At 69.4% G+C, this 20,396-nt stretch carries 17 protein-coding genes, 1 tRNA gene and 3 pseudogenes; 15 read left to right on the top strand and 6 right to left on the bottom strand.

The annotated features are described in order from the left end of the window. Positions 1–163 precede the first annotated feature (163 nt). Positions 164–1,363: a cytochrome P450 gene (locus ACTMVF_RS02715; protein ID WP_441269539.1), complete on the top strand. Its 1,200-nt coding sequence runs from the start codon at positions 164–166 to the stop codon at positions 1,361–1,363. After that, on the top strand, positions 1,360–1,581 hold the full coding sequence (locus ACTMVF_RS02710; RefSeq protein WP_441269310.1) for a ferredoxin: 222 nt from the start codon (positions 1,360–1,362) through the stop codon (positions 1,579–1,581). Before ACTMVF_RS02715 ends, ACTMVF_RS02710 begins: the two co-directional genes overlap by 4 nt. A 72-nt stretch (positions 1,582–1,653) precedes the next feature. Here the strand turns inward: ACTMVF_RS02710 and ACTMVF_RS02705 are convergent, their stop codons facing one another. Then, positions 1,654–2,703 (bottom strand): glycoside hydrolase family 5 protein, encoded by a 1,050-nt coding sequence (locus ACTMVF_RS02705; protein WP_441269309.1) that lies wholly within the window; start codon positions 2,701–2,703, stop codon positions 1,654–1,656. Between the two features lie 176 nt (positions 2,704–2,879). Between ACTMVF_RS02705 and ACTMVF_RS02700 the strand changes: the two are divergent. The 8 genes and pseudogenes from ACTMVF_RS02700 to ACTMVF_RS02665 form a co-directional block, all read left to right on the top strand. Further along, positions 2,880–3,005: pseudogene (locus tag ACTMVF_RS02700) on the top strand (maleylpyruvate isomerase N-terminal domain-containing protein); the annotation flags it as partial. Between the two features lie 407 nt (positions 3,006–3,412). Beyond that, the gene (locus ACTMVF_RS02695; RefSeq protein ID WP_441269308.1) at positions 3,413–4,903 is read left to right on the top strand and encodes a VCBS repeat-containing protein; all 1,491 of its coding nucleotides are present in this window, start codon (positions 3,413–3,415) and stop codon (positions 4,901–4,903) included. Between the two features lie 104 nt (positions 4,904–5,007). Further along, a complete protein-coding gene (locus ACTMVF_RS02690) occupies positions 5,008–6,423 on the top strand; it encodes an FG-GAP-like repeat-containing protein (RefSeq protein WP_441269307.1) in 1,416 nt (471 codons plus the stop codon). 29 nt (positions 6,424–6,452) lie between these two features. Beyond that, positions 6,453–7,871, top strand: a complete 1,419-nt coding sequence (locus tag ACTMVF_RS02685; protein WP_441269306.1) for a hypothetical protein — start codon at positions 6,453–6,455, stop codon at positions 7,869–7,871. A 20-nt stretch (positions 7,872–7,891) separates the two neighbouring features. Next, entirely contained in the window at positions 7,892–9,361 is a 1,470-nt protein-coding gene (locus ACTMVF_RS02680) for an FG-GAP repeat domain-containing protein (protein ID WP_441269305.1), read from the top strand. A 96-nt stretch (positions 9,362–9,457) separates the two neighbouring features. Continuing rightward, positions 9,458–10,501 carry a Yip1 family protein gene (locus ACTMVF_RS02675; protein WP_441269304.1) on the top strand — a complete coding sequence of 348 codons (1,044 nt, stop codon included), beginning with the start codon at positions 9,458–9,460 and terminating at the stop codon, positions 10,499–10,501. Positions 10,502–10,670: 169 nt separating this feature from the next. Further along, positions 10,671–11,084: a YciI family protein gene (locus ACTMVF_RS02670; RefSeq protein ID WP_441269538.1), complete on the top strand. Its 414-nt coding sequence runs from the start codon at positions 10,671–10,673 to the stop codon at positions 11,082–11,084. After that, the gene (locus tag ACTMVF_RS02665) at positions 11,084–12,229 is read left to right on the top strand and encodes an RNA polymerase sigma factor (protein ID WP_441269537.1); all 1,146 of its coding nucleotides are present in this window, start codon (positions 11,084–11,086) and stop codon (positions 12,227–12,229) included. The genes ACTMVF_RS02670 and ACTMVF_RS02665 overlap by 1 nt, the downstream gene beginning before the upstream one ends. Positions 12,230–12,247: 18 nt before the next feature. Here the strand turns inward: ACTMVF_RS02665 and ACTMVF_RS02660 are convergent, their stop codons facing one another. Next, positions 12,248–12,763 (bottom strand): phosphoribosyltransferase, encoded by a 516-nt coding sequence (locus tag ACTMVF_RS02660; RefSeq protein ID WP_441269536.1) that lies wholly within the window; start codon positions 12,761–12,763, stop codon positions 12,248–12,250. Between the two features lie 8 nt (positions 12,764–12,771). Continuing rightward, complete coding sequence (dcd, locus tag ACTMVF_RS02655) at positions 12,772–13,347, bottom strand: dCTP deaminase (RefSeq protein ID WP_301998720.1); 576 nt, start codon at positions 13,345–13,347, stop codon at positions 12,772–12,774. A 604-nt stretch (positions 13,348–13,951) separates the two neighbouring features. Between dcd and ACTMVF_RS02650 the strand changes: the two genes are divergently transcribed. Then, positions 13,952–14,025 (top strand) — tRNA-Gly (locus ACTMVF_RS02650). Between the two features lie 686 nt (positions 14,026–14,711). On the opposite strand, the gene ACTMVF_RS02645 is transcribed toward ACTMVF_RS02650, so the two are convergent. The 3 genes and pseudogenes from ACTMVF_RS02645 to ACTMVF_RS02635 form a co-directional block, all read right to left on the bottom strand. After that, the gene (locus ACTMVF_RS02645; RefSeq protein ID WP_441269303.1) at positions 14,712–15,848 is read right to left on the bottom strand and encodes an ABC transporter substrate-binding protein; all 1,137 of its coding nucleotides are present in this window, start codon (positions 15,846–15,848) and stop codon (positions 14,712–14,714) included. Positions 15,849–16,051: 203 nt separating this feature from the next. After that, positions 16,052–16,486, bottom strand: coding sequence for an aldehyde dehydrogenase family protein (locus ACTMVF_RS02640; RefSeq protein ID WP_441269302.1), 435 nt, complete (start codon positions 16,484–16,486; stop codon positions 16,052–16,054). Between the two features lie 3 nt (positions 16,487–16,489). Then, positions 16,490–16,786, bottom strand: a pseudogene (locus ACTMVF_RS02635) (proline racemase family protein); the annotation flags it as partial. Between ACTMVF_RS02635 and ACTMVF_RS02630 the strand changes: the two are divergent. From ACTMVF_RS02630 to ACTMVF_RS02615, 4 genes and pseudogenes are all read left to right on the top strand, one after another. Beyond that, a pseudogene (locus ACTMVF_RS02630) lies at positions 16,688–17,686 on the top strand (serine hydrolase domain-containing protein). The pseudogenes ACTMVF_RS02635 and ACTMVF_RS02630 overlap by 99 nt on opposite strands. Positions 17,687–17,889: 203 nt before the next feature. Then, positions 17,890–18,489, top strand: coding sequence for a hypothetical protein (locus ACTMVF_RS02625; RefSeq protein WP_441269301.1), 600 nt, complete (start codon positions 17,890–17,892; stop codon positions 18,487–18,489). Positions 18,490–18,618: 129 nt separating this feature from the next. Continuing rightward, the gene (locus ACTMVF_RS02620; RefSeq protein WP_441269300.1) at positions 18,619–19,089 is read left to right on the top strand and encodes a hypothetical protein; all 471 of its coding nucleotides are present in this window, start codon (positions 18,619–18,621) and stop codon (positions 19,087–19,089) included. 607 nt (positions 19,090–19,696) lie between these two features. After that, positions 19,697–20,344, top strand: a complete 648-nt coding sequence (locus ACTMVF_RS02615) for a helix-turn-helix transcriptional regulator (protein WP_441269299.1) — start codon at positions 19,697–19,699, stop codon at positions 20,342–20,344. Positions 20,345–20,396 lie beyond the last annotated feature (52 nt).

Below are 20,396 nucleotides of genomic sequence, written 5' to 3'. Positions count from 1 at the left end.
CATTGCAACGCGGCATTGCATTCACCTCCAGCGTCATTGCATCAATTTTCCGCCCTTCACCTGGGAAAACACCTCTCGATCGATTGACGCAACCCTGAATGCAACGTAGCTTTCAGGAAACGTGAAACACGTCATATCGCGAGATGGGAAACGGCAAATGACCATGGGGGAATCCATCCACAGCGTCACCGCACTGCCCACAGACCGTCGGCCCGGCTGTCCCTTCGACCCGCCGGCAGAGCTGCTCGACGCCCGTCGGCACGGTCCCATCAGCCGCTTAACCCACCCCGGCGGAAAGCCCGGCTGGCTGATCACCGGGTACGACCTGGTCAGGTCGGTCCTCGCCGACCCACGGTTCAGCTCGCGCAAGGAGCTCATGAACGTCGTCGACTTCGAGATTCCTCCGGCGCCACCCGGCGAGTTCCTGCTCATGGACGAGCCGCAGCACGGGCGCTACCGGAAGCCGCTGGTGGGCAAGTTCACCGTACGGCGGATGCGACTGCTCACCGAGCGCATCGAGCAGATCACCACCGAGTGCCTGGACGCCATGGAGAAGGCCGGGCCGCCGACCGACCTGGTGACCGCGTTCGCCAAGCCCATCCCCACCGTCATCATCTGCGAGCTGCTGGGGGTGCCGTACGAGGACCGGGGCTCCTTCCAGGAGCAGATCGACACCTTCATGGGCGGGGAGACGGACGACGAAACGCTGATAGCGGCCTACACCGCGACCCAGGAGTACCTCGCGGGGCTGGTCGCCGCCAAGCGTGCGAACCCCACCGACGACGTGCTCAGCGAACTCACCGACAGCGATCTGACCGATGAGGAACTGCAGGGAATCAGCCTGATCCTGCTGGCGGCCGGGTTCGACACCACCGCGAACATGCTGTCCCTCGGCACCTTCGCGTTGCTGCAGCACCCGGAGCAACTGGCCGCGCTGCGCGCCGACCCCGCGCTCACCGACGGGGCCGTGGAGGAGCTGTTGCGGTATCTGAGCGTCGCCAAGACGTTCATGCGGACGGCCCTTGAGGACGTGGAGGTGGGCGGCCGGACCATCGAGGCCGGCACCACGGTCGTCCTGTCGTACAACACCGCCAACCGCGACCCGGAGCGCTTCACCGACCCCCATGTGCTCGACGTGCGCAGGCCGTACGACGGGCATCTGGCCTTCAGCCACGGCATCCACCAGTGCCTGGGCCAGCAGCTGGCCCGTATCGAGATGCGCGTCGCGTTCCGCGCGCTGCTCGACCGCTTCCCCACGCTGCGTCTGGCCGTACCGGCCGAGGAGGTCGGTCTGCGCCCGGAGACCGCGGACATCTACGGGGTGCGGAGCCTCCCGGTCACCTGGGACAAGGAAGGCTCATGACACCGACGCGCCTGCACATCGACCGTGAGCGCTGCATCGGCGCCGGGATGTGCGCCCTGACCGCCCCCGAGGTCTTCGACCAGGACCCCGACGACGGCCGCGTGCTCCTGCTGCACCCCGAGCCGCCCACCGCCCACCGCGCGGCCGCACGGATGGCCGCCGGGCTCTGCCCCTCCGGGACGATCACCTTCCATGAGCCCGAAGCCGGCGACGCCTAGGGCTTCACGTCGGAGCGCCCTCATGGCTCGACCACGAGGGCGCTCCCAGGGGTCCGGCGGAACTGCCGCCGGTTACTGCCGCCAGGCCCAGTGCAGGCGGTCCAGCCCGCTCTGGTTGTTCACCTGAAGGCTGAGGTCGGTGCCTGTGCCCTGGAGGGTGGTGAGGGAGTAGGTGTCTCCGTTGCGCAGGCCGGGCCAGTAGACCGAACCCAGGCCCAGTTCACGGATGGTGTCGGTCGCCGCCTGGATATAGGCGATCTCGTTGGAGCCGTTGATCGGCCCGTTGTAGTTCAGTCCGGAGGTCATCGTGGCGCCGAACTCGTCCAGGATGGTGCGCGAGGCGCAGTCGCCGATGCGCGCCTTGAAGTCCTGCTTCCACTGGTCGGAGCTGGTCCAGTCGGTGTGCCAGAAGCCGTAGTTGTGCAGGGCCAGCCGGGTGCCATCCAGCCGGCTGTCGGCGCACACGGGCTTGACGTCCTCGCTGTACTTGACCCCTCCGATGAGGATCCGGTCGCGGGGCACGGAGCGGTGGGTCGTCACCCAGCGGGCGGCTATGTCGCGCCACTCCTGGGAGGTGTAGCCGAACGGCTCGTTCATCGGCTCGAAGTACACCCGGGAGTTGCCCACGTAGGAGGAGGTGATCCGCGCCCACATCTGGTCGTAGGCGGCCTGGTTGTCGATCTTGCCGTCCTTGGCGTTGTCGGCCTCCCAGTAGCCCAGGATGACCTTGAACCCCTTGGCGGTGGCAGCGTCGATCGCTCCCTTGTACGACTTCCAGAACGGGCCGTTGACGGAGGTGGGGTTGACCGGCAGCCGGACGGTGTTGGCCCCCAGCTTGGCGAACCCGCCGATGATCGCCTTGGACTTGGCGTAGGTGGTGGCGTAACTGTCGGAGGTCGACAGCCCCGAGGGCACGACCGCGTCATCGGCGTAGTTGTCCCGCGGGTCGGCCCAGTTGACCCCACGGAAGTCGCTGACGGGGATCACGGCCGCCTTGCCGGATGTGGGGGATGCGGATTCGGGGGAGGCGGATGCGGGGGAGGCGAGCGCTCCCCCGAACGCCGTGGCGCAGGACAGCAATGCACCGAGGCAAGCTGTCCGGCGATGGTTCTTTCGTGTCACGGCGTCTCCTTCTGAGCAGTTGCGTTGGCGAAAACTGGCAGACCCGGTCGACGGCTGGATAGCTCCCGCAAACTAGAAGATGATCCGAACAGAGGTCAACACATCAGCACACAAAGTTTCACCATGGCCTCGCCCACGCGCACGGCCACCAGGCCCGCTGTGAAACTCGCTGTCCGATTGTTGGAACGCGCGCCGCGGTCGCCTCCGCGCCCAGCCGCGACGTGCGGGTGCCGACCTGCCCCGAGTGGACGTTGTTCGATCTGGTGCAACACCTGGGCGACGGGCGCCGCTCCTGGGGCGCCGCCAGTGAGCTGGTCCTCACCCTGTACGGCCGTATGCCGGTGGACTCCCTGAAGGTCGACGGCGACCGGCATCTCTTCGACCTGCTCCAGGCCTGGGAGCCGGAGGAGCAGGACGTGACGGTGCGCCACAAAGACGGAGAAACAGCGGCCGCGGTGATCTGGCGAATGGCCGCTTCTTCCGCGAGGGGCAGGACGTGGCGCACGACGCCCCGGATCGCATCAGGCCCCCAGCCACAGTCGCCTCAAAGAATGACCGAACTCACGTACAACCCTTACGCCCCCTCGCCGGTCTCCTGATCGCTGACCGTGCCATGAACCCGAGGACAACTCCCGGCAAACACGCACGATCGCACCCCATCGACTGCGGATGCCCGCCAAGCATCCCCGCATGCAGCAGGAGAACCCGCATGCACAAGCACCACCCGCGCCGCACGGCACGACTCGCCCTCGCGACGGCCACCGCGGCCGCGCTGACCGGCGGTCTGCTCACCTTCGTGGCGTCCACGGCGACCGCCGCCGACTCCACCGACGTCCCGCACGCCGACTTCAACGGCGACGGCCTGGGCGACGTCGCCTTCTCCGCCCAGGGCGCCTACGTGAGCGGCAAGAAGGCGGCCGGCCAGCTCGTCGTCCTCTACGGCACCGCGAGCGGCGTCTCGTCCGCCAAGCGCCACACGATCAGCCAGAACACCACCGGCACCCCGGGCACCGCCGAGGCCGGGGACAACTTCGGTGCCGAGACCGCGTACGCCGACTTCAACGGTGACGGCTACGACGACATCGCCGTCAGCGCCTGGGGTGAGGACGTCGGCAGCGACGTCGACGGCGGCGGGCTGGCCATCCTGTGGGGCTCGGCCTCCGGCATCACCGGCAAGGGCGTGACGGTCGCCGACCCGGCACCGTCCTCGCACGACTGGTGGGGCAAGAACCTCGCCGCCGGCGACTTCGACGGGGACGGCAAGGCCGACCTCGCCGTCGGCAACAGCACCGCCACCATCCACGTCTTCAAGGGCGGCTTCAACGCCTCCGGTGTCGCGGGCGGCCGTTACACCATCAAGCCCCCGATCATGGGCAGTGACGCCGGCGGCCCGATCAACCTGACCGCCGGTGACATCAACGGCGGCGAGACCGACCTGGTCGTCGACGGCTACGAGACCGAGACCGACAACGGCTGGAACCGCAACTACTTCATCCCCGGCGGCCCCACCGGCCTGAGCACCGCGGGCGCCAAGGCCCTCAAGCCCGGCGTGATCACCGCGATCGGCGACATCAACGGCGACGCATACGGCGACGTCGTCAGCGGCGCCTACTGGAACACCACCACCAGCGACGGCACCTCGATCCCGGACTCCGGCAAGGGCGGCAAGGTCTGGGTCACCTACGGCTCGGACGACGGTCCCCTCACCTCGTACGCCACCGGCATCACCCAGGACACCGGCAACGTCCCCGGCGCCGCCGAGACCAACGACAACTTCGGCCACGAGCTCGACCTCGGCGACATCAACGGCGACGGCTTCCTCGACCTCGCGATCGGCGTCGCCGGCGAGAACATCGGCAGCGCCGCCAACACCGGCGCGGTCACGATCCTCTACGGCACCGCCGACGGCCTGAACACCACCTCCGGCACCCAGGGCTTCGCCCAGAGCACCGCGGGCGTGCCCGGCGACGACGAGGACGACGACTCCTTCGGCCTGGACGTCAAGCTCGACGACGTCACCGGCGACGGCAAGGCCGACCTGGTCGTGGGCTCCATGGAGAACGCCGGCAACGGCGGGGTCACCTACCTGCCCTCCGACGGCTCGAAGATCACCACCACCGGCTCCCGTTCCATCGCCCCCAGCAGCTCGGGCGTCTCCACGACGGGAACGCCGTACTTCGGCGCGAACTTCGCGGACTGAGCAGCCGTAGGACACGACCTGCCGGGCCCGTTCGTCCCCACGGGCCCGGCACCTCTTTCCTCCGTCCCCACGGGCCCGGAACCCCTCTCCCAGGAGCACTCACCTTGCGCAAGCGCCCCCTCCTCCTCGCCGCCACCCTCACCACCGGCCTGCTCACCGCCCTCCCGGCGGCCACCGCCTCAGCCGCCCCCTCCGGACTGGCGGGCGACTTCAACGGCGACGGCTACCGCGATGTGGCCGTCAGCGCCATGTGCACCAATGTCGGCTCCGCGTCCTGCGCCGGTGCCGTCGTCGTGCTGTACGGCTCGTCGTCCGGTGTCTCGGCCACCCGCAAGGCCGTGATCACCCAGAATTCCGCCGGGGTGCCGGGCACCGCCGAGTCGGGAGACCTGTTCGGCGCCGCCCTCGCCGCCGCCGACCTGGATCGCGACGGCTACTCCGACCTCGTGGTCGGCGCCACGGGCGAGAGCATCGGCGACCGGGACGGCGTCGGCTCCGGCACCGTCCTGTGGGGCGGCCCGTCCGGTCTGTCCGGTGGGAAGGGGCTTCCGCAGCCGTCCACGCTCGCCGAGTGGGGCGGCTTCTCCCGGGGCATCGCGGCCGACGACTTCGACGGCGACGGCGACACGGACGTCACGCTCACCGGCCAGAGCCACACCCGCCTGTACCTGGGCCCCTTCACCCGCACCGGCGGCCCGCTGAGCCACTACCGCGTCGGCGAACTCGGCACCAGCTACGAGGCGATCGCCGGCGACATGAACGGCGACGGCGCGGCCGAGCGCGTCTACCCGCACGCCGTGGACGGCGACTCCGGCGGCCAGATCCTCTACTACCGCACGAGCGGCACCGGCAACTCCACTCTGACCGAGCTGCCGAACGCCGACGGCTTCCCCGGCTCGATCGCCGACATCAACGGCGACGGCTACGGCGACCTCGTCCTCGGCGACCACACGGACCCCTCCAGCTACAAGCCCGGCGGCCACAAGGGCGGCCAGATCACCGTCTGGTACGGCGGCCCGAACGGCCCCGACCCCGCGCAGACGCCGACCGTCGTCCACCAGGACACCACCGGCGTGCCCGGCTCGGGCGAGACCGACGACGCCTTCGGTGCGACCGTCGGCACCGGCGACATCAACGGCGACGGATACGCCGACGTCGCGGTCGGCGCCCGTGGCGAGGACCTCGGCGCGGCGAACGAGGCGGGCTCGGTGACCGTGCTGTTCGGCTCGGCCTCCGGCCTGAGGACCAGCGGCGCCAAGTCGTACACCCAGAACACCTCCGGCGTGCCCGGCACCGCCGAGGCCTGGGACGGCTTCGGCTCCGCCGTCGACCTGACCGATCTGACCAAGGACGGCAAGGCCGAACTCGTCATCGGCGTCGACGGCGAGAACTCCGCCGGCGGCGTCTGGACCCTGCGCGGCACCTCCACCGGCCCGACCACCACGGGCGCCAAGGGGCTGACCGCCGCCGACATCTCCCTCAAGTACGCCGCCAACTTCGGCTCGGTGATAGCCCAGTGACACACCGTCAGCCGACTGGCGGAGCCTTTGTGCGCGCCCGTATCACCGCCGCCGTTCTCGCGGCGGCCCTGACCCCGCTCGCGCTCACCCTCAGCGCCCCGGCCGCCCACGCCGCCACGGCCGCCAAGCCGTACGACTTCAACGGCGACGGCCGCGTCGACCTCGCGATCGGCGCGCCGGGAGCCACGGTCGGGGGCCAGGCGAAGGCGGGCGCCGTGTCCGTGGTCTACGGCAGCTCCGGCGGGCTGAAGACCTCGACGCGCACGCTGATCACCCAGAACACGGCCGGCGTCCCCGGCGCCGCCGAGGCCGAGGACGCCTTCGGGTCCGCCGTCGCCTCCGCCGACCTCGACACCGACGGCTACGCCGACCTCCTGATCGGCACACCCGGTGAGGACGTCGGCGGGGACACCAACGACGGCACGGTCGTCGTCATCTGGGGCTCCGCGTCCGGGCTGTCCGGGGCCCGTGCGGTGCCCAACCCGTTCGCCACGGACGTGGACCGCTACGGGCAGTCGCTCGCGGCGGGCGACGTCGAGGCCGACGGCGACCCGGACCTCGTGATCGGCTCCAACGGCCCGGTGAAGCTGGCCTTCATCAACGGGCCGTTCACCAGGACCAGTTCCTTCCAGGGCGGCTCCGGCCAGAGCTTCGCCGGCCAGTACTCCGCCTCGTACGGCGTGACGTCCGTGAGCGTCGGGCACGTCACGGCCGCCTCGGAGACCAACCTGGTCCTGCACGGCCGCAGGGCGGGCACCGACGACGCGATCACCCACCTGGTGACCGAGCCGTACGTCGGCAATTTCGGCGACTGGATGCAGGAGCTGCCCGCCGGCCACGTCTCCGCGATCGGCGACATCGACAAGGACGGCCACGCGGACATCGCCATCGGCAACGAGCGCGAGACCTCCGCCGACCCGGCCGGCGCCAAGGGCGGCAAGGTGACGGTCCGCTACGGCGGCCCGGCGGGCCTGGACTCCTCCCGCGCCCCGCTCGTCCTCACCCAGGACACCGCCGGAATCCCCGGCGCCGCCGAGTCCGGCGACCGCTTCGGCGGCCATGTCTCCCTGGGCGACATCAACGGCGACGGCTACGCCGACCTGGCCGTCGGCGCCTCCGGCGAGAACTCCGGGGCCGGCGCGGTGACCGTCCTGTACGGCTCGGCCGCCGGCCTGAGGACGACCGGCGTCCAGTCCTTCACCCAGAACACCGCCGGCGTGCCCGGCACCTCCGAGTCGAACGACCGCTTCGGCGCCCGCGTCCTGCTCGCCGACCACCGCGCCGAGCTCACCGTCTCCGCGACCGGCGAGAACGGCGACGGCGCGATCTGGTCCCTGCGCGGCGCGACGGGCGGCGTGACGACCAGCGGGGCGGCGAGCTTCGGCCCGGCAACGACGGGCGTGTCCACAGCCGGCAACCCGGGCTACGGCACGGCCCTCAACTCCTGAGCTGAGAAAGGGACTTCACGATGCGCAAGCGCACCCTGCCGCCGGTGGTCACCTGCCACCGCCGCACACGCCTTCCTGCCCTCGCCCTCGCCACGGCCACCGTCGCCGCCGCGCTGACGGCGGGCCCGCTGCTCACCGCCGTACCGGCCGCCGCGGCCCCCGCCAAGTACGCCGACGACTTCAACGGCGACGGCTACCGGGACCTCGCCACCGCCGCGCCGTACACCCCGGTCGGCGGCAAGACCGACGCGGGTGCCGTCGTCGTCAACTACGGCTCGGCGAACGGCATCAGCGCCTCGCGCCGCACCGTGCTCACCCAGAACACGGCCGGCATCCCCGGCGCCGCCGAGCAGGGCGACGAGTTCGGCACCTCCCTGACGTCCGGCGACCTGAACCGGGACGGGTACGCCGACCTCGTGATCGGCAGCAACGGCGAGAACGCCGAGGCCGGCGCCGTGGTGATCGTCTGGGGCGGCCAGAACGGCCTCTCCGGCGGCCAGGTCGTCCCCGACCCCGCCCCGTCGGCCCACGACGAGTACGGCATGTCCCTCGCCGTCGGCGACTTCAGCGGGGACGGCCGGGCCGACCTCGCCGTCGGCAGCACCGGCAGCGACGTCTGGATCCACAAGGGCGGCTTCACCAAGGCCTCCGGCGCCGCGTCCCGCTACGAGCTCGCCACCGACCTGTACTCCGGCATCATCTACGGCGCCCAGAGCCTCGCCGCCGGTGACGTGAACGGCGACGGCATCGCCGACCTGGTCGTCAGCGGCAGCCAGGCGGAGACGTACGACGACGGCACCTTCGTCTACCTGGGCTCCGCCTCCGGTCTCACCCGCCAGACGTTCCTGCAGAACGGCGCCGACGAGCTGGCGGCCGTCGGCGACCTCAACGGCGACGGCTACGCCGACGTGGTCACGTCGACGTACGGCGACGACGGCGTGACCAGCATCGGCGGCTCCGTCAACGCCTACCTCGGCAGCGCGGACGGCGTCCGCACCCGACCGCAGACCACGATCACCCAGGACACCCCCGGCGTCCCGGGCTCGGACGAGGAAGGCGACTGGTTCGGCAACGCCCTGTCCATCGCCGACATCAACGGCGACGGCTACGGGGACCTGGCCGTCGGCACGATCCACGAGACCATCGGCACCGCCAAGATCGCCGGCAGCGTCACCGTCCTGCGCGGCTCGGCCACCGGCCTGACCACCACCGGCGCCCAGTCCTTCACCCAGAACACGGCCGGCGTCCCCGGCACCGCGGAGTCCGCCGACCGCTTCGGCGCGTCGGTACGGCTGTCCGACCTCAACGGCGACCGCAAGGCGGACCTGTCCGTCGGCGCCGACGGCGAGAACCACCCCGCGGGCTCCATCTACAGCCTGCGCGGCTCGGCCTCGGGCGTGACCACCAACAAGGCGATCAGCTTCGGCCCGGGCTCGACGGGCCTGCCGACGTCCGGCTACCTGAGGCTGGGGCAGGTGATGCTGCGCTAGCGGCTCCTTGACCGCATCCCTGACCGCATCCCTGACGACATCCCTGACCGGCTCCCTGAACCGACCCTTGGCCATCCCTTATCGGCCCCTTAGGGGATGTCACAGGTCGGCCGCAAAGCCGGGCCCGAACCGCAGGGCCCGGCACGCGACTCTCCGGGACCAGGTACGTTCGAAGACGTGGCTGGATTCAGGATCGGACGGGGCAGCCGGAACAACGGCACCCCGCAAACGCGCCCCCAACAACCTCCGTACGGGCAGCAGGCTCCCCAGGGACCGTCGTACGGCTATCCCCCGCCGCCGCAGCAGCCGTACGGCGGCTCGGGCGGCGGTGCAGGCGGCTGGCCGCAGGCGAACGGCCGCGGTGGCCACGGCGGTTACGGCCCCGGCGGTCATGGGGGCCACGGGGGTCAGGGTGGTCAGGGAGGCCACGACGAGCCGGAGTACTTCGGCGACGGCGGCTACCCGCACGACCCGGGCGGCTCCCCGGACCCGTACGCGGCGAACAACCCGGGCCACACCCAGGCCTTCTCGGTCGGCGACGACCCCTACAGCCAGGGCGAGACCTACCAGGCGGGCGCGGCCCCGGCCGCCCCGATCGGCCCTCGCCTGCACTGGAAGCAGCTGCTGCGCGGCATCGTCCTGTCCCCCGCCCAGACGTTCCTGCAGATGCGGGACTACACGATGTGGGGCCCCGCCCTCGTCGTGACCTTCCTGTACGGCCTGCTGGCGGTCTTCGGCTTCGACGGCGCACGCAACGACGCGATCAACGCGACCCTGTCGAACGCGGTCCCGATCGTCCTGACGACGGCCGTGGCGATGGTCCTGTCGTCCTTCGTCCTGGGCGTGGTCACCCACACCCTCGCCCGCCAGCTGGGCGGCGACGGCGCCTGGCAGCCCACGGTCGGCCTCTCCATGCTGATCATGTCCCTGACCGACGCGCCCCGCCTGGTCTTCGCGATGTTCGCCGGCGGCGACGCGACGTTCGTCCAGATCCTGGGCTGGGTGACCTGGGTGGCGGCGGGCGCGCTGCTGACGGTGATGGTCTCCAAGTCCCACGACCTGCCCTGGCCGAAGGCGCTGGGCGCGAGCGCGATCCAGCTGGCCGCGCTGCTGTCGATCGTGAAGCTGGGCACGTTCTAGGGTCCGTCGACGTACGTGAGGGCCCCCGGCGTCCGCGCCGGGGGCCCTTTTTCAAAGAATCTCGGATTCCTCGAAAAATCTCGGGCGGCGATGTCGATAACCCGCGCCTGGCTCCGTCCCCGGGGTGAACGCGGCCAAGATGGATCGCACCAGTACCGAGGAGAACACGATGGCCAAGTACCTGCTGCTGAAGCACTACCGCGGCGCTCCGGCTCCGGTGAACGACGTGCCGATGGACCAGTGGACGCCGGAGGAGATCTCGGCGCACGTGCAGTACATGAACGACTTCGCGGCCCGGCTGGAGAAGACCGGCGAGTTCGTCGACGGTCAGGCGCTCGCCCCCGAGGGAGCGTGGGTCCGGTACGACGGTGAGGGGCGCCCACCGGTCACCGACGGCCCGTTCGCCGAGACCAAGGACCTCATCGCCGGCTGGATGGTGATCGACGTCGACAGCTACGAGCGCGCCGTCGAGCTGGCCGGGGAACTGTCGGCAGCCCCGGGAGCGGGCGGCAAGCCGATCCACGAGTGGCTGGAGCTGCGCCCGTTCCTGACCGCGACGCCCAACATCACCGAGTGCCATTGATGAACGAGGCCCTGCTGAGGAGCCTCACGCCGAGCGTGCTCGCCGTCCTCGTCCGCCGCGGAGCCGACTTCGCGGCGGCCGAGGACGCCGTACAGGACGCGCTGGTCGAAGCGGTCCGCGTCTGGCCGGCCGACCCGCCGCGGGATGCGAAGGGCTGGCTGGTCACGGTCGCCTGGCGCAAGTTCCTCGACCAGGCACGGGCGGAGAAGGCCCGCCGCCGACGTGAGGACCTCGTCGACGAGGAACCGGCGCCCGGGCCCGCGCCCGCCGTCGACGACACGCTCCAGCTGTACTTCCTCTGCGCGCATCCCTCGCTGACACCGTCGTCCGCCGTCGCGCTCACCCTGCGTGCCGTCGGCGGACTGACCACCCGCCAGATCGCCCAGGCCTACCTGGTGCCGGAGGCGACCATGGCGCAGCGCATCAGCCGGGCGAAGCGGACCGTCTCCGGCGTGCGGTTCGACCATCCCGGCGATGTAGCCACCGTGCTGCGCGTGCTCTACCTGGTCTTCAACGAGGGCTACTCCGGGGACGTCGACCTCGCCGCCGAGGCCATCCGGCTCACCCGGCAGCTCGCGGCCGCGATCGACCACCCCGAGGTGGCGGGGCTGCTCGCCCTCATGCTGCTCCACCACGCCCGGCGCGCCGCCCGGACCGCGCCCGACGGCAGCCTGGTGCCGCTCGCCGAGCAGGACCGGGGCCGCTGGGACACGGAGTCGATCGCCGAGGGCATCGAGATCCTCCAGTCTGCCCTCGCCCGCGACCGGCTGGGCGAGTTCCAGGCGCAGGCCGCCATCGCGGCCCTCCACGCCGACGCGCCCACCGCCGAGGAGACCGACTGGGTGCAGATCGTCGAGTGGTACGACGAGCTCACGCGCCTGACGGACAGCCCCGTCGTCCGGCTCAACCGCGCGGTGGCCGTCGGCGAGGCCGACGGCCCCCGCGCCGGCCTGGCGGCACTCTCGGAACTGGACGCCTCACTGCCCCGCTATGCCGCGGTGGCGGCGTACCTCCACGAGCGCGACGGCGACCTTCCGACGGCGGCACGCCTGTACGCCGAAGCGGCCCACAAGGCACCCAACGTCGCCGAACGCGACCACCTGACCCGCCAGGCCGCCCGGCTCAACGCCCGGCGCCGCCACTGACGATGGCCCGTATGCGGGTCAGAGGGCTTCCTTGTTCTCCCTGGGCGCCTCTCCCGGCTTCCGCACGGGAGGCAGCACACTCCACGGGAAGTTGATCCACTCGTCGGTACGCTTCCACACGTACTCGCACTTCACCAGGGAGTGGGACTTCTCATAGATCACGGCGGACCGCACCTCGGCGACATGGTCGAGGCAGAAGTCGTGCACGAGCTTCAGCGTCTTGCCGGTGTCGGCGACGTCGTCGGCGATCAGGACCTTCTTGTCGGTGAAGTCGATCGCATTGGGGACGGGAGCGAGCATGACGGGCATGTCGAGGGTGGTCCCCACACCGGTATAGAACTCGACGTTCACGAGGTGGAGGTTCTTGCAGTCGAGGGCGTAGGCGAGCCCACCGGCGACGAACACACCACCGCGGGCGATGCTGAGCACGATGTCCGGCTCGTACCCGTCGTCGGCGATGGTCTGCGCGAGCTCACGAACGGCGACACCGAACCGCTCGTAGGTCAGGTTTTCCCGTATGCCCTTGTCACCCATACCGTCGCTCACACCTGGGTCCGATGGAAGTTCTGGAAGGACCGGGAGGCGGTCGGCCCGCGCTGCCCCTGGTACCGGGACCCGTACCGCTCGCTCCCGTACGGGAACTCGGCGGGCGAGCTGAGCCGGAACATGCACAGCTGCCCGATCTTCATGCCGGGCCAGAGCTTGATCGGGAGCGTGGCGAGGTTGGACAGCTCGAGGGTGACGTGCCCGCTGAAGCCCGGGTCGATGAACCCGGCGGTGGAGTGGGTGACCAGCCCGAGCCGCCCGAGCGAGGACTTGCCCTCGAGCCGGGAGGCGAGATCATCAGGCAGCGTGATGACCTCGTACGTAGAGGCCAGCACGAACTCCCCGGGGTGCAGGATGAACGGCTCGTCGCCCTCGGGCTCCACGAGCCGGGTCAGGTCCGCCTGCTCGATGGAGGGGTCGATGTGCGGGTACCGGTGGTTCTCGAACACCCGGAAGTAACGGTCCAGCCGCACGTCGATGCTGGACGGCTGCACCATGGTCTGGTCGTAGGGATCGATCCGTACCCGCCCGGCGTCGATCTCGGCCCGGATGTCCTTGTCTGAGAGAAGCACGCCCCGAGGATACGCAAGGCGCGCGGAACGGCCACAATCGCGACCACCCGCGCGCCCGGCACTGCACTTGCTGGCACTGGTACTGCTGGTACTGCTGGTGCTTCTGATGCTGCTCCTACGGCACCTGCTCCCGCTACCCCTTACTGCCAGCCCTTACCGCTACCGCTTCTCCAGCGCCACCGGCACCACACTGCGGAGCCGGGCACACCGGGGACACCGAAGGAGCCGGCCTGGGCCGAGTCGCTCGGCCTGCTGCATCGGGAACGAAGCGGTGCTGAACACGTGCCCATCGGCACAACGGACGACGGTGCGCTCCATCAAGTCCTAGAGTCCCTTCCCCAAGAGCCGCGTCGGCTGCTACCTGCCTGACGACGAGAGGCCACATTACGGGATCAAAGGGACGGCCCTCCAGGCGGCACTCCGCCCCCGCCCGGACCCTCTCCGACCCCTCCACCGTACGCCCCAACTCCGGTACCCCGCAGCCACATCCCGCCCCCTGAAACGCACTCAGGCCCCACGGCGTCAGCGCCGGGGGCCGGTGATGAGGTACAGTGACCAGGCGATCGGACACCGCCTCCGGATCATCTCGGGAGGGGCGTCTTACGCGGGTGTAGTTTAATGGTAGAACATCAGCTTCCCAAGCTGAGAGCGCGAGTTCGATTCTCGTCACCCGCTCCATAATGAAACCCCAGGTCAGTTGCCTGGGGTTTGTTTGTTGTCTAGTCCAATTCGAGGGTCACGCGCCCTCCGCGTGGCCTGAGTCCAGGTCAACCGCCCCTTCAGGAGCGCCCGGGCGCAGGTTGAATCACCAGAGCGCCCGATCGCCTCAAATAATGAGACACATTTTCGGCGACCTGGGTCACAGCCTGAACAAAGGACGGACCAGCCACCTCCGCAAGCCCGCAGTTCGCAGCGGGGGCGCATGCCGACGCGTGCACCCGCTGGGCCCAGCGAGGGGATAACTGTTCCTCGCCGCCCGGGTGAGCCCCGCCGGCCCTTCGGGGCCGCGTTGTCAGGTGCTCTTTAGGCTTCTTGTTGTCACCGACGACAGCAGGCCGTGCATGGCCGTGTTCAAGATCAACAAGTGGGCCATCGCGAAGGAATTCGAGTGCGCGGCCCGTAAGCATCCCATCCGTGTTCCGGTGCAGGTGGATGCTCCAGAGATCCGTCCGCATCACCGGCGAACGCAGATATCGAGAAGGACCCGCATCTCTCACGCCTGCTCGTGTGGCTTGACGATCTGGCTGCCCTCCAACCGGGAGCAGCCGCTGACCGAACATCAGGTGATCAAACCGGACACCGCGCGAGAACGAATCAGCCCTGGCGGCGTGGCCCACCGGTGGGACCTGCGCCCCCGCCCATGGTCACGCTCCGGGGTGCAGCCCGAGCCAGCCCGGCGTGGGGTCGCCCTTGACCTCGCCGAAGTACAGGGCGAACGTCTGCTTCCAGCGCTCCACTTCGGCACGGTCGGCCATGAAGCGGGGGAATCCGTCGAGGTGGGCGTTCGGGTACTCCCAGATCGGCTTCAGCCCGCCCGCGGGAGTGACGTCGGTCCGTACCGACCAGCCGAAGCGGGCTGCTTGCTGCCGTTCGGCGGACAGCACCCAGTTGAGGTAGAGCTTGGCCGCGGTCGGGTTCTTGGCCTGTCTCAGGACCGCGAGGCGCTGCCCCCAGGCCACGAACGGATGCCCGTCGGCCACCGCCCACCGCACGGGCTCCGACGCCGACGCCGCCAGCGACCCCGACCCGCCGACACCGATCGCCGCCTGGCCGCCGCTCACCGCGTCCTCCGGGAAATTGGTGCCCCGCGCGAACCGCACGTCCTGTGCGGCCAGCCGGGCCACCCAGTCCCAGCCGTACCGCTCGGCGTACAGCTTGTAGAGAAACAGGACCGCGTCGTCGTCATGCGGGTACGACGAGGCGATCTTCCCCTTCCACTTCGGGTCGACCAGGTCGAGCGGAGTGCGCGGCGCGTCCGAACCGACCGCCGCCGGGCCATACATGAAGCTGAAGCCGATCACCGCGCCCGCCACCCAGGCGCCCTGCGGGTCCCGGAAGCGGTGGTGCAGCTTGGAGAACCCGGCGGGCTTGTAGGGCAGCAGACGGCCTTGCTCCTTCCAGCGCGCGAAATCGTGCAAAGTCTGCAGCTGGACGAGGTCGGGGACGAGGCTGCCGGTCGCGAGCTGGTTGTCGACACGGACGCCGTGGTACTTGCTGTAATCCACGATCAGCGTCATGTCGATGCCCGGGAAACGCCGCGTGAAGCCCGCCTTGACGGCGTCCAGCTGGTTCGGCGTGTCACCGCCGGCGTAGAGCACGAGCTTGCCGCCCTCGGCGAGGGCGGCCTGGTACAGCTCGTCGAGCGTCCTGGTCTCCTCGGGGCCGGAGGCGCGCCGGGGCGCGGAAGGAGAGGCTGTGGCCCGAGCCGCGGCGGCGCCGAGACCGAGGGCGGCACCCGCGCCCGTGGCGAGGACATGTCTCCTGCTGAGGAAGCTGGACATGTAGGAAAGACCTCTCTGCTGGGGGGAAGCACCAGACCCGGCGCCATGGACACGGGCCATAATCAGGGCGTGCGCCGAGTGCAGATAGCACGTGGTCCGTACGGGGTCTTCGGTACTCGGACGGACCGCCGAACGTGGTGGCGATCCTGCCGCCATTCGCCACCGGCAACCAGCCACTGCTTCCCCTACGAGCGGTCTTCCTACTACTGACAGGGACAGGCAATGGAGAGGGTAGAGCAGGAGCTTGCCGGGTTCCTGCGAACTTGGTCCGGTTGACGTTGGCGGCGAGCCCCACCGCCGGATGCCGAGCCGACACCGAACGCCACCGCTTCCTCGCCGCGGGTCAGCCGGATCGGCTTGCCCGCGTTGCGGCTTTCCGTCCGCGCCAACTCCTCGCTGCGGGCCTGGAGCCGGTCCGCCCAGCGCAGCAGGGCCTCGGAGCGTTCGGCGGGGGTGGTGCGGGACCACTCGACGAAGGCGGCCCGCGCGGCGGCCACCGTCTCGTGCACGTCCTGTGGGCCGGCCGGGGTGTCGGTGGCCAGGACCTCGCCGGTGGCGGGGTTGGTCACCTCGTACTGTTCGCCGGATGTGCCGGAGCGGCGCTTGCCCGCGAGGAACTGCTGTCCGTTGCTCTCCATCAGTCAGGTCTCCAAGGTCTGTTCGCCCCACAGGTCGCCGAGCGTGTAGCCGTGCGGGAAGGGGTCGGTCTCGTCCAGGACGTACTGGCTGAACGCGGTGATCCAGCCGCGTCCGCTGATCGTCGGCAGCACGGCCTCGTACGGGCCGATCCGGGTCTCGGACAGGAGCGTGCCGATGAAGGTGGTGCCGATGATCGACTCGTGGACGAACGGGGTGTCGAGGGGAAGTTCGCCGCGGGCGTGCAGGGCCGCCATACGGCCGCTGGTGCCGGTGCCGCACGGGGAGCGGTCCAGGGTGCCGGTCCGCCGATGCGGCGCGACACCGTCTTCGACGCCGCCAGCCTCACCAAGGTCGTCGCCGTCTGGTCCTCCATCGGCGCCCTGTGGGAGGAAGGCAAGCTCGACCTCGACGTCCCCCTCAACGACTTCTGGCCCGAAGTCGTCGGCCACCCGCTCGGGGCCGTCGCCGCCCGCCAGCTGCTGACCCACACCGCCGGCAGCGACTTGCGGGCCCAGCTGAAGAACTTCTACGGCACCGACCCACAGGACGTGCGCGACGGCGTCCTCCACGAGGCCCTGCACCGTCCTCCCGGCGAGGCGGTCGAGTACACCGACCGGGCCGCCCTCATCCTCGGCTACCTCGCCGAGCACCTCTCCGGCCAGCGCCTCGACCGGCTCGCCACGGAACGGGTCTGGCAGCCGCTGAGCATGGCCTCCACCCGCTTCGGGCCGCTGCCCGCCGAGATCGCCACCCGATGCGCGCCGACGGGACTCGACCAGGACAGCGACACTCACCTCAAGGGCGTCGCCCACGACTTCTCCGCCCGGCTCCTGGGCGGAGTGTGCGGGATCGCGGGCGCCTTCACCGTCCTCGACGACCTCGCCCTCTTCCTGCGCCACATGCTCGACACCTCAACCAGCCTGGGGCGAGCCGGATGCGACCCCGCCTGGACCAGGCAGTCACTGACCGTCCAGACCGGCGCCCTCGAACCCGTGCGCGGCTTGGTCTGGCACCCCGCCCCTGGCACCCACCCCGATGACGACCTCTGGGTCCACTACGGCTTCACCGGCACCGGCATGTGGATCTAGCCCCAACAGGGGCGGTGGGCAGTGCTACTGACCAACAAGCTCTACTACACCCGCGACCGCCAGCCCTTGACCGACGTCCGCAACGCCTTCCGCGCTCTGGCCTTCGCCTGAAGCCACGGTCGCGAACCCGTTGACAGAGTCCGTATAGCTTCCAGAACGTGTGATGGGCCCGACCGATCCTGGTCAGGCCCGTCATGTGTCTTCGTCCGGTGGCCTACGACCGTTGCACCCCTATGCGAGGGCCGGAGCCCAACGCCGGTGTCAGTGCCTGCTGTCAGGATCAGCATCGCCCCATATCGTCGTCTGGAGGACACATGAGTGCCGACCTTGGTCCGCTGGCCATCACACGCCGCAGCAGCAGTGAGCCGATACGGGCCAACGGCGAAACGGTGGGCAGACTCGGCGACTTCTGGAGCTGGGCATGCTCCGACCTGGCCAACAACACCATGAGGGGCGTCCTGGCCGAGTATCTCGTGGCCACGGCGCTGGACGCCGCAGTCGGCACCCGCACCGAATGGGACACCGTCGACATCCGCACGCCCGAGGAGTGGCGCGTCGAGGTGAAGTCGACGGCCTACCTGCAGTCGTGGGCACAGTCCCAGCCATCGAAGGTCTCGTTCCACATCGCGCCGGCCTCCGGCTGGGACGCCCAGACCGGTACCACCTCGGCCGAAGTACTGCGCCGCTCGGACGTGTACGTCTTCTGCCTGCTGCACCACCAGGACAAGCAGACCCTCGACCCCCTGGACCTTGACCAGTGGACCTTCTATGTCCTGCCCACGCGGGTCCTGGACGAGCGCTGCCCGACGCAGAAGTCCATCAGGCTGTCCAGCCTCGAGCGCCTGAACCCGCTGAAGACCGATTTCGTCGGCTTGCCGAAAGCAGTCGCCGCGTGCGCCGAGGGCATGCGATAGCCCGACGGCAGAGATCTCAACCAGTCCGGTGGGCCTACAACTCCCATCTTGCGCATATGAGTTCAACCACCGCCATCACTGACTGGAGGCCATCTTCAAGCAGGGCCGCGCGACGCCTACCTTGCCTGCATGCCATGGGTAACCCTGCTCAGCGCAGTTGTTGGTGCAGTCATCGCTACCTCGTCCGCAGCCCTGCTTGATCGAGTCCGGTGGCGACGAGATCGACACGACCATCTCATCGGTGTCCGCCGTGCGCTGTACGGCGACTACCTCGAATGCCTCTCGCAAGCCCGCAACGCCTTCCGCAGCCTCGCACGCGACCTGGAAGCACCAGCCTCCGAACGGCAACGAATCGCCCGGGACAGCTTCGGCCCCTGCTATGGCATGCGATACCAAATATCGATCACTGCCTCAGAAGCGGCCTTCGAAGCCTCAGAGGTCGCCTTCAGACGCCTTCGCGATCTCCGCGACCTGGTGGCAGCCGGCACCGTGGCAAGCGACGAAGCCTACGTTGACGGCCGCCTTGGCTACGACGATGCCCTGAAACAGCTTCGCGCTGCCATGCGACAGGATCTCGGTGCCGACCGCGTGACGGTGTGACACCCCGTGCCACAAGGGTGAGTAACAACTTACCAACGTCGACAACTACCGACAGCTCAGCAGCAGGTCAGGGCGTTGATCGATAAGGCGGCCGCAGGTCACGGCCGCCGATGATCAGTTGTGGCTGCGCAGATCGCGAGAAACCCATGCCTTGCAATGGTCATAGCTGTGGGCTTCTTCGCTCGTGCTGGTAAGTAAGGCTGGCGACCCCGGTTGGCGACGCCTGTCACGCCCCCCACAGGTTGACCGTCACGCCAGAGCCGTCGCGCGGCTGGGCGGGATGCGTACAGCCAGGGCGGTTGCGGTGACTTGACCAGACAGACGGTGGCAGACCGGCGGCACATCGAAGCTCCGTTGTGGGACGGCGACTTGGCAAGGTCACCTCCACAACGGAGCTTCGTTGCGTCCGGTCGCGCACCCGACCAGCATCGTCATACCGCCGTGACCTGCACATCCAAGAGATCACCACGACTTTGCAATCGCCCTGCTCCCGGGCCCCGCCCGGCGGCACGCCGCGCGGCAGCCCGACCATCTCCGCTCCGAGAGATACGTACAGCACCCCTGCCTATGTGACTGCCTGTTCCGACAGCCGTGATAGACAGCTGCAATGAACCAAGCAAAACCGCTGATGGTCGCCGTGGTCAGTCACAACGGCGGCTTCCCCGTCGGGTTTTCCTCGGAGAATGCGCGGATTGCCCGGTCGCCCGGACAGTTGCGCTCCATTGACGATGTGGTGCTCTTTTACGGGCCGCGTATGGCCGAGGCCTGCCGTGTGTTCTCCCGGCGCCTCGGGGCCGGAATGCCGCCCGCGATGGTGCTGGCGCCCCGATTTGATCCGGCCGACGCGGTCGCCGCAGTCGAGCAGGGCGTCATCAGTTATCTGCTGGAGGGCAGGTACGATGGTTGCCTGTTCCAAGCGCTGTCGGGTACCTCACGGGGCATCAGTTTTCTGGATCCGCTGGTACAGTCCGAGCTCGTTCGGCTTCGACGGATAGCCACCGTTCCGGCGTACTCCTCTCGCGAGGACTCCCTGTCGACATCGGCGGAGAAAAGCACCGAAGGCTACGGGCTTTCGCCACGGGAAATCGAGATAATGAACCTGCTGTCCGATGGGCTCACGGTTCTGGATGCCGCCAAGCACCTTTCCCTCAGCGAGAAGACCGTACGCAACACCCTGTGCCGGATCTACCGGAAGCTGAACGTGCGCCGCCTGCCGGAGGCAATCCTCATCTGGGTCGGTCGACTTCCCACGTGACCGGATTTCATTTATGGCCACATACCGGATTCCCTCGACCGCTCATTCGGCC

The organism is Streptomyces sp. SD31, assembly GCF_052068475.1.
GTDB lineage: Bacteria > Actinomycetota > Actinomycetes > Streptomycetales > Streptomycetaceae > Streptomyces.
Note: the sequence above shows the minus strand (reverse complement) of the source record. Positions and strands in the feature narration are given on the sequence as shown.

Excerpts from the sequence above, each read along its gene's own strand:
- ACTMVF_RS02680 (WP_441269305.1), top strand. The coding sequence starts at position 7,892 with ATGCGCAAGCGCACCCTGCCGCCGGTGGTCACCTGCCACCGCCGCACA.
- ACTMVF_RS02615 (WP_441269299.1), top strand. The coding sequence starts at position 19,697 with ATGAACCAAGCAAAACCGCTGATGGTCGCCGTGGTCAGTCACAACGGC.
- ACTMVF_RS02620 (WP_441269300.1), top strand. The coding sequence starts at position 18,619 with ATGCCATGGGTAACCCTGCTCAGCGCAGTTGTTGGTGCAGTCATCGCT.
- ACTMVF_RS02640 (WP_441269302.1), bottom strand. The coding sequence starts at position 16,486 with ATGGAGAGCAACGGACAGCAGTTCCTCGCGGGCAAGCGCCGCTCCGGC.
- ACTMVF_RS02715 (WP_441269539.1), top strand. The coding sequence starts at position 164 with ATGGGGGAATCCATCCACAGCGTCACCGCACTGCCCACAGACCGTCGG.
- ACTMVF_RS02625 (WP_441269301.1), top strand. The coding sequence starts at position 17,890 with ATGAGTGCCGACCTTGGTCCGCTGGCCATCACACGCCGCAGCAGCAGT.
- ACTMVF_RS02665 (WP_441269537.1), top strand. The coding sequence starts at position 11,084 with ATGAACGAGGCCCTGCTGAGGAGCCTCACGCCGAGCGTGCTCGCCGTC.
- ACTMVF_RS02710 (WP_441269310.1), top strand. The coding sequence starts at position 1,360 with ATGACACCGACGCGCCTGCACATCGACCGTGAGCGCTGCATCGGCGCC.
- ACTMVF_RS02675 (WP_441269304.1), top strand. The coding sequence starts at position 9,458 with ATGTCACAGGTCGGCCGCAAAGCCGGGCCCGAACCGCAGGGCCCGGCA.
- ACTMVF_RS02660 (WP_441269536.1), bottom strand. The coding sequence starts at position 12,763 with ATGGGTGACAAGGGCATACGGGAAAACCTGACCTACGAGCGGTTCGGT.
- ACTMVF_RS02670 (WP_441269538.1), top strand. The coding sequence starts at position 10,671 with ATGGCCAAGTACCTGCTGCTGAAGCACTACCGCGGCGCTCCGGCTCCG.
- ACTMVF_RS02695 (WP_441269308.1), top strand. The coding sequence starts at position 3,413 with ATGCACAAGCACCACCCGCGCCGCACGGCACGACTCGCCCTCGCGACG.
- ACTMVF_RS02645 (WP_441269303.1), bottom strand. The coding sequence starts at position 15,848 with ATGTCCAGCTTCCTCAGCAGGAGACATGTCCTCGCCACGGGCGCGGGT.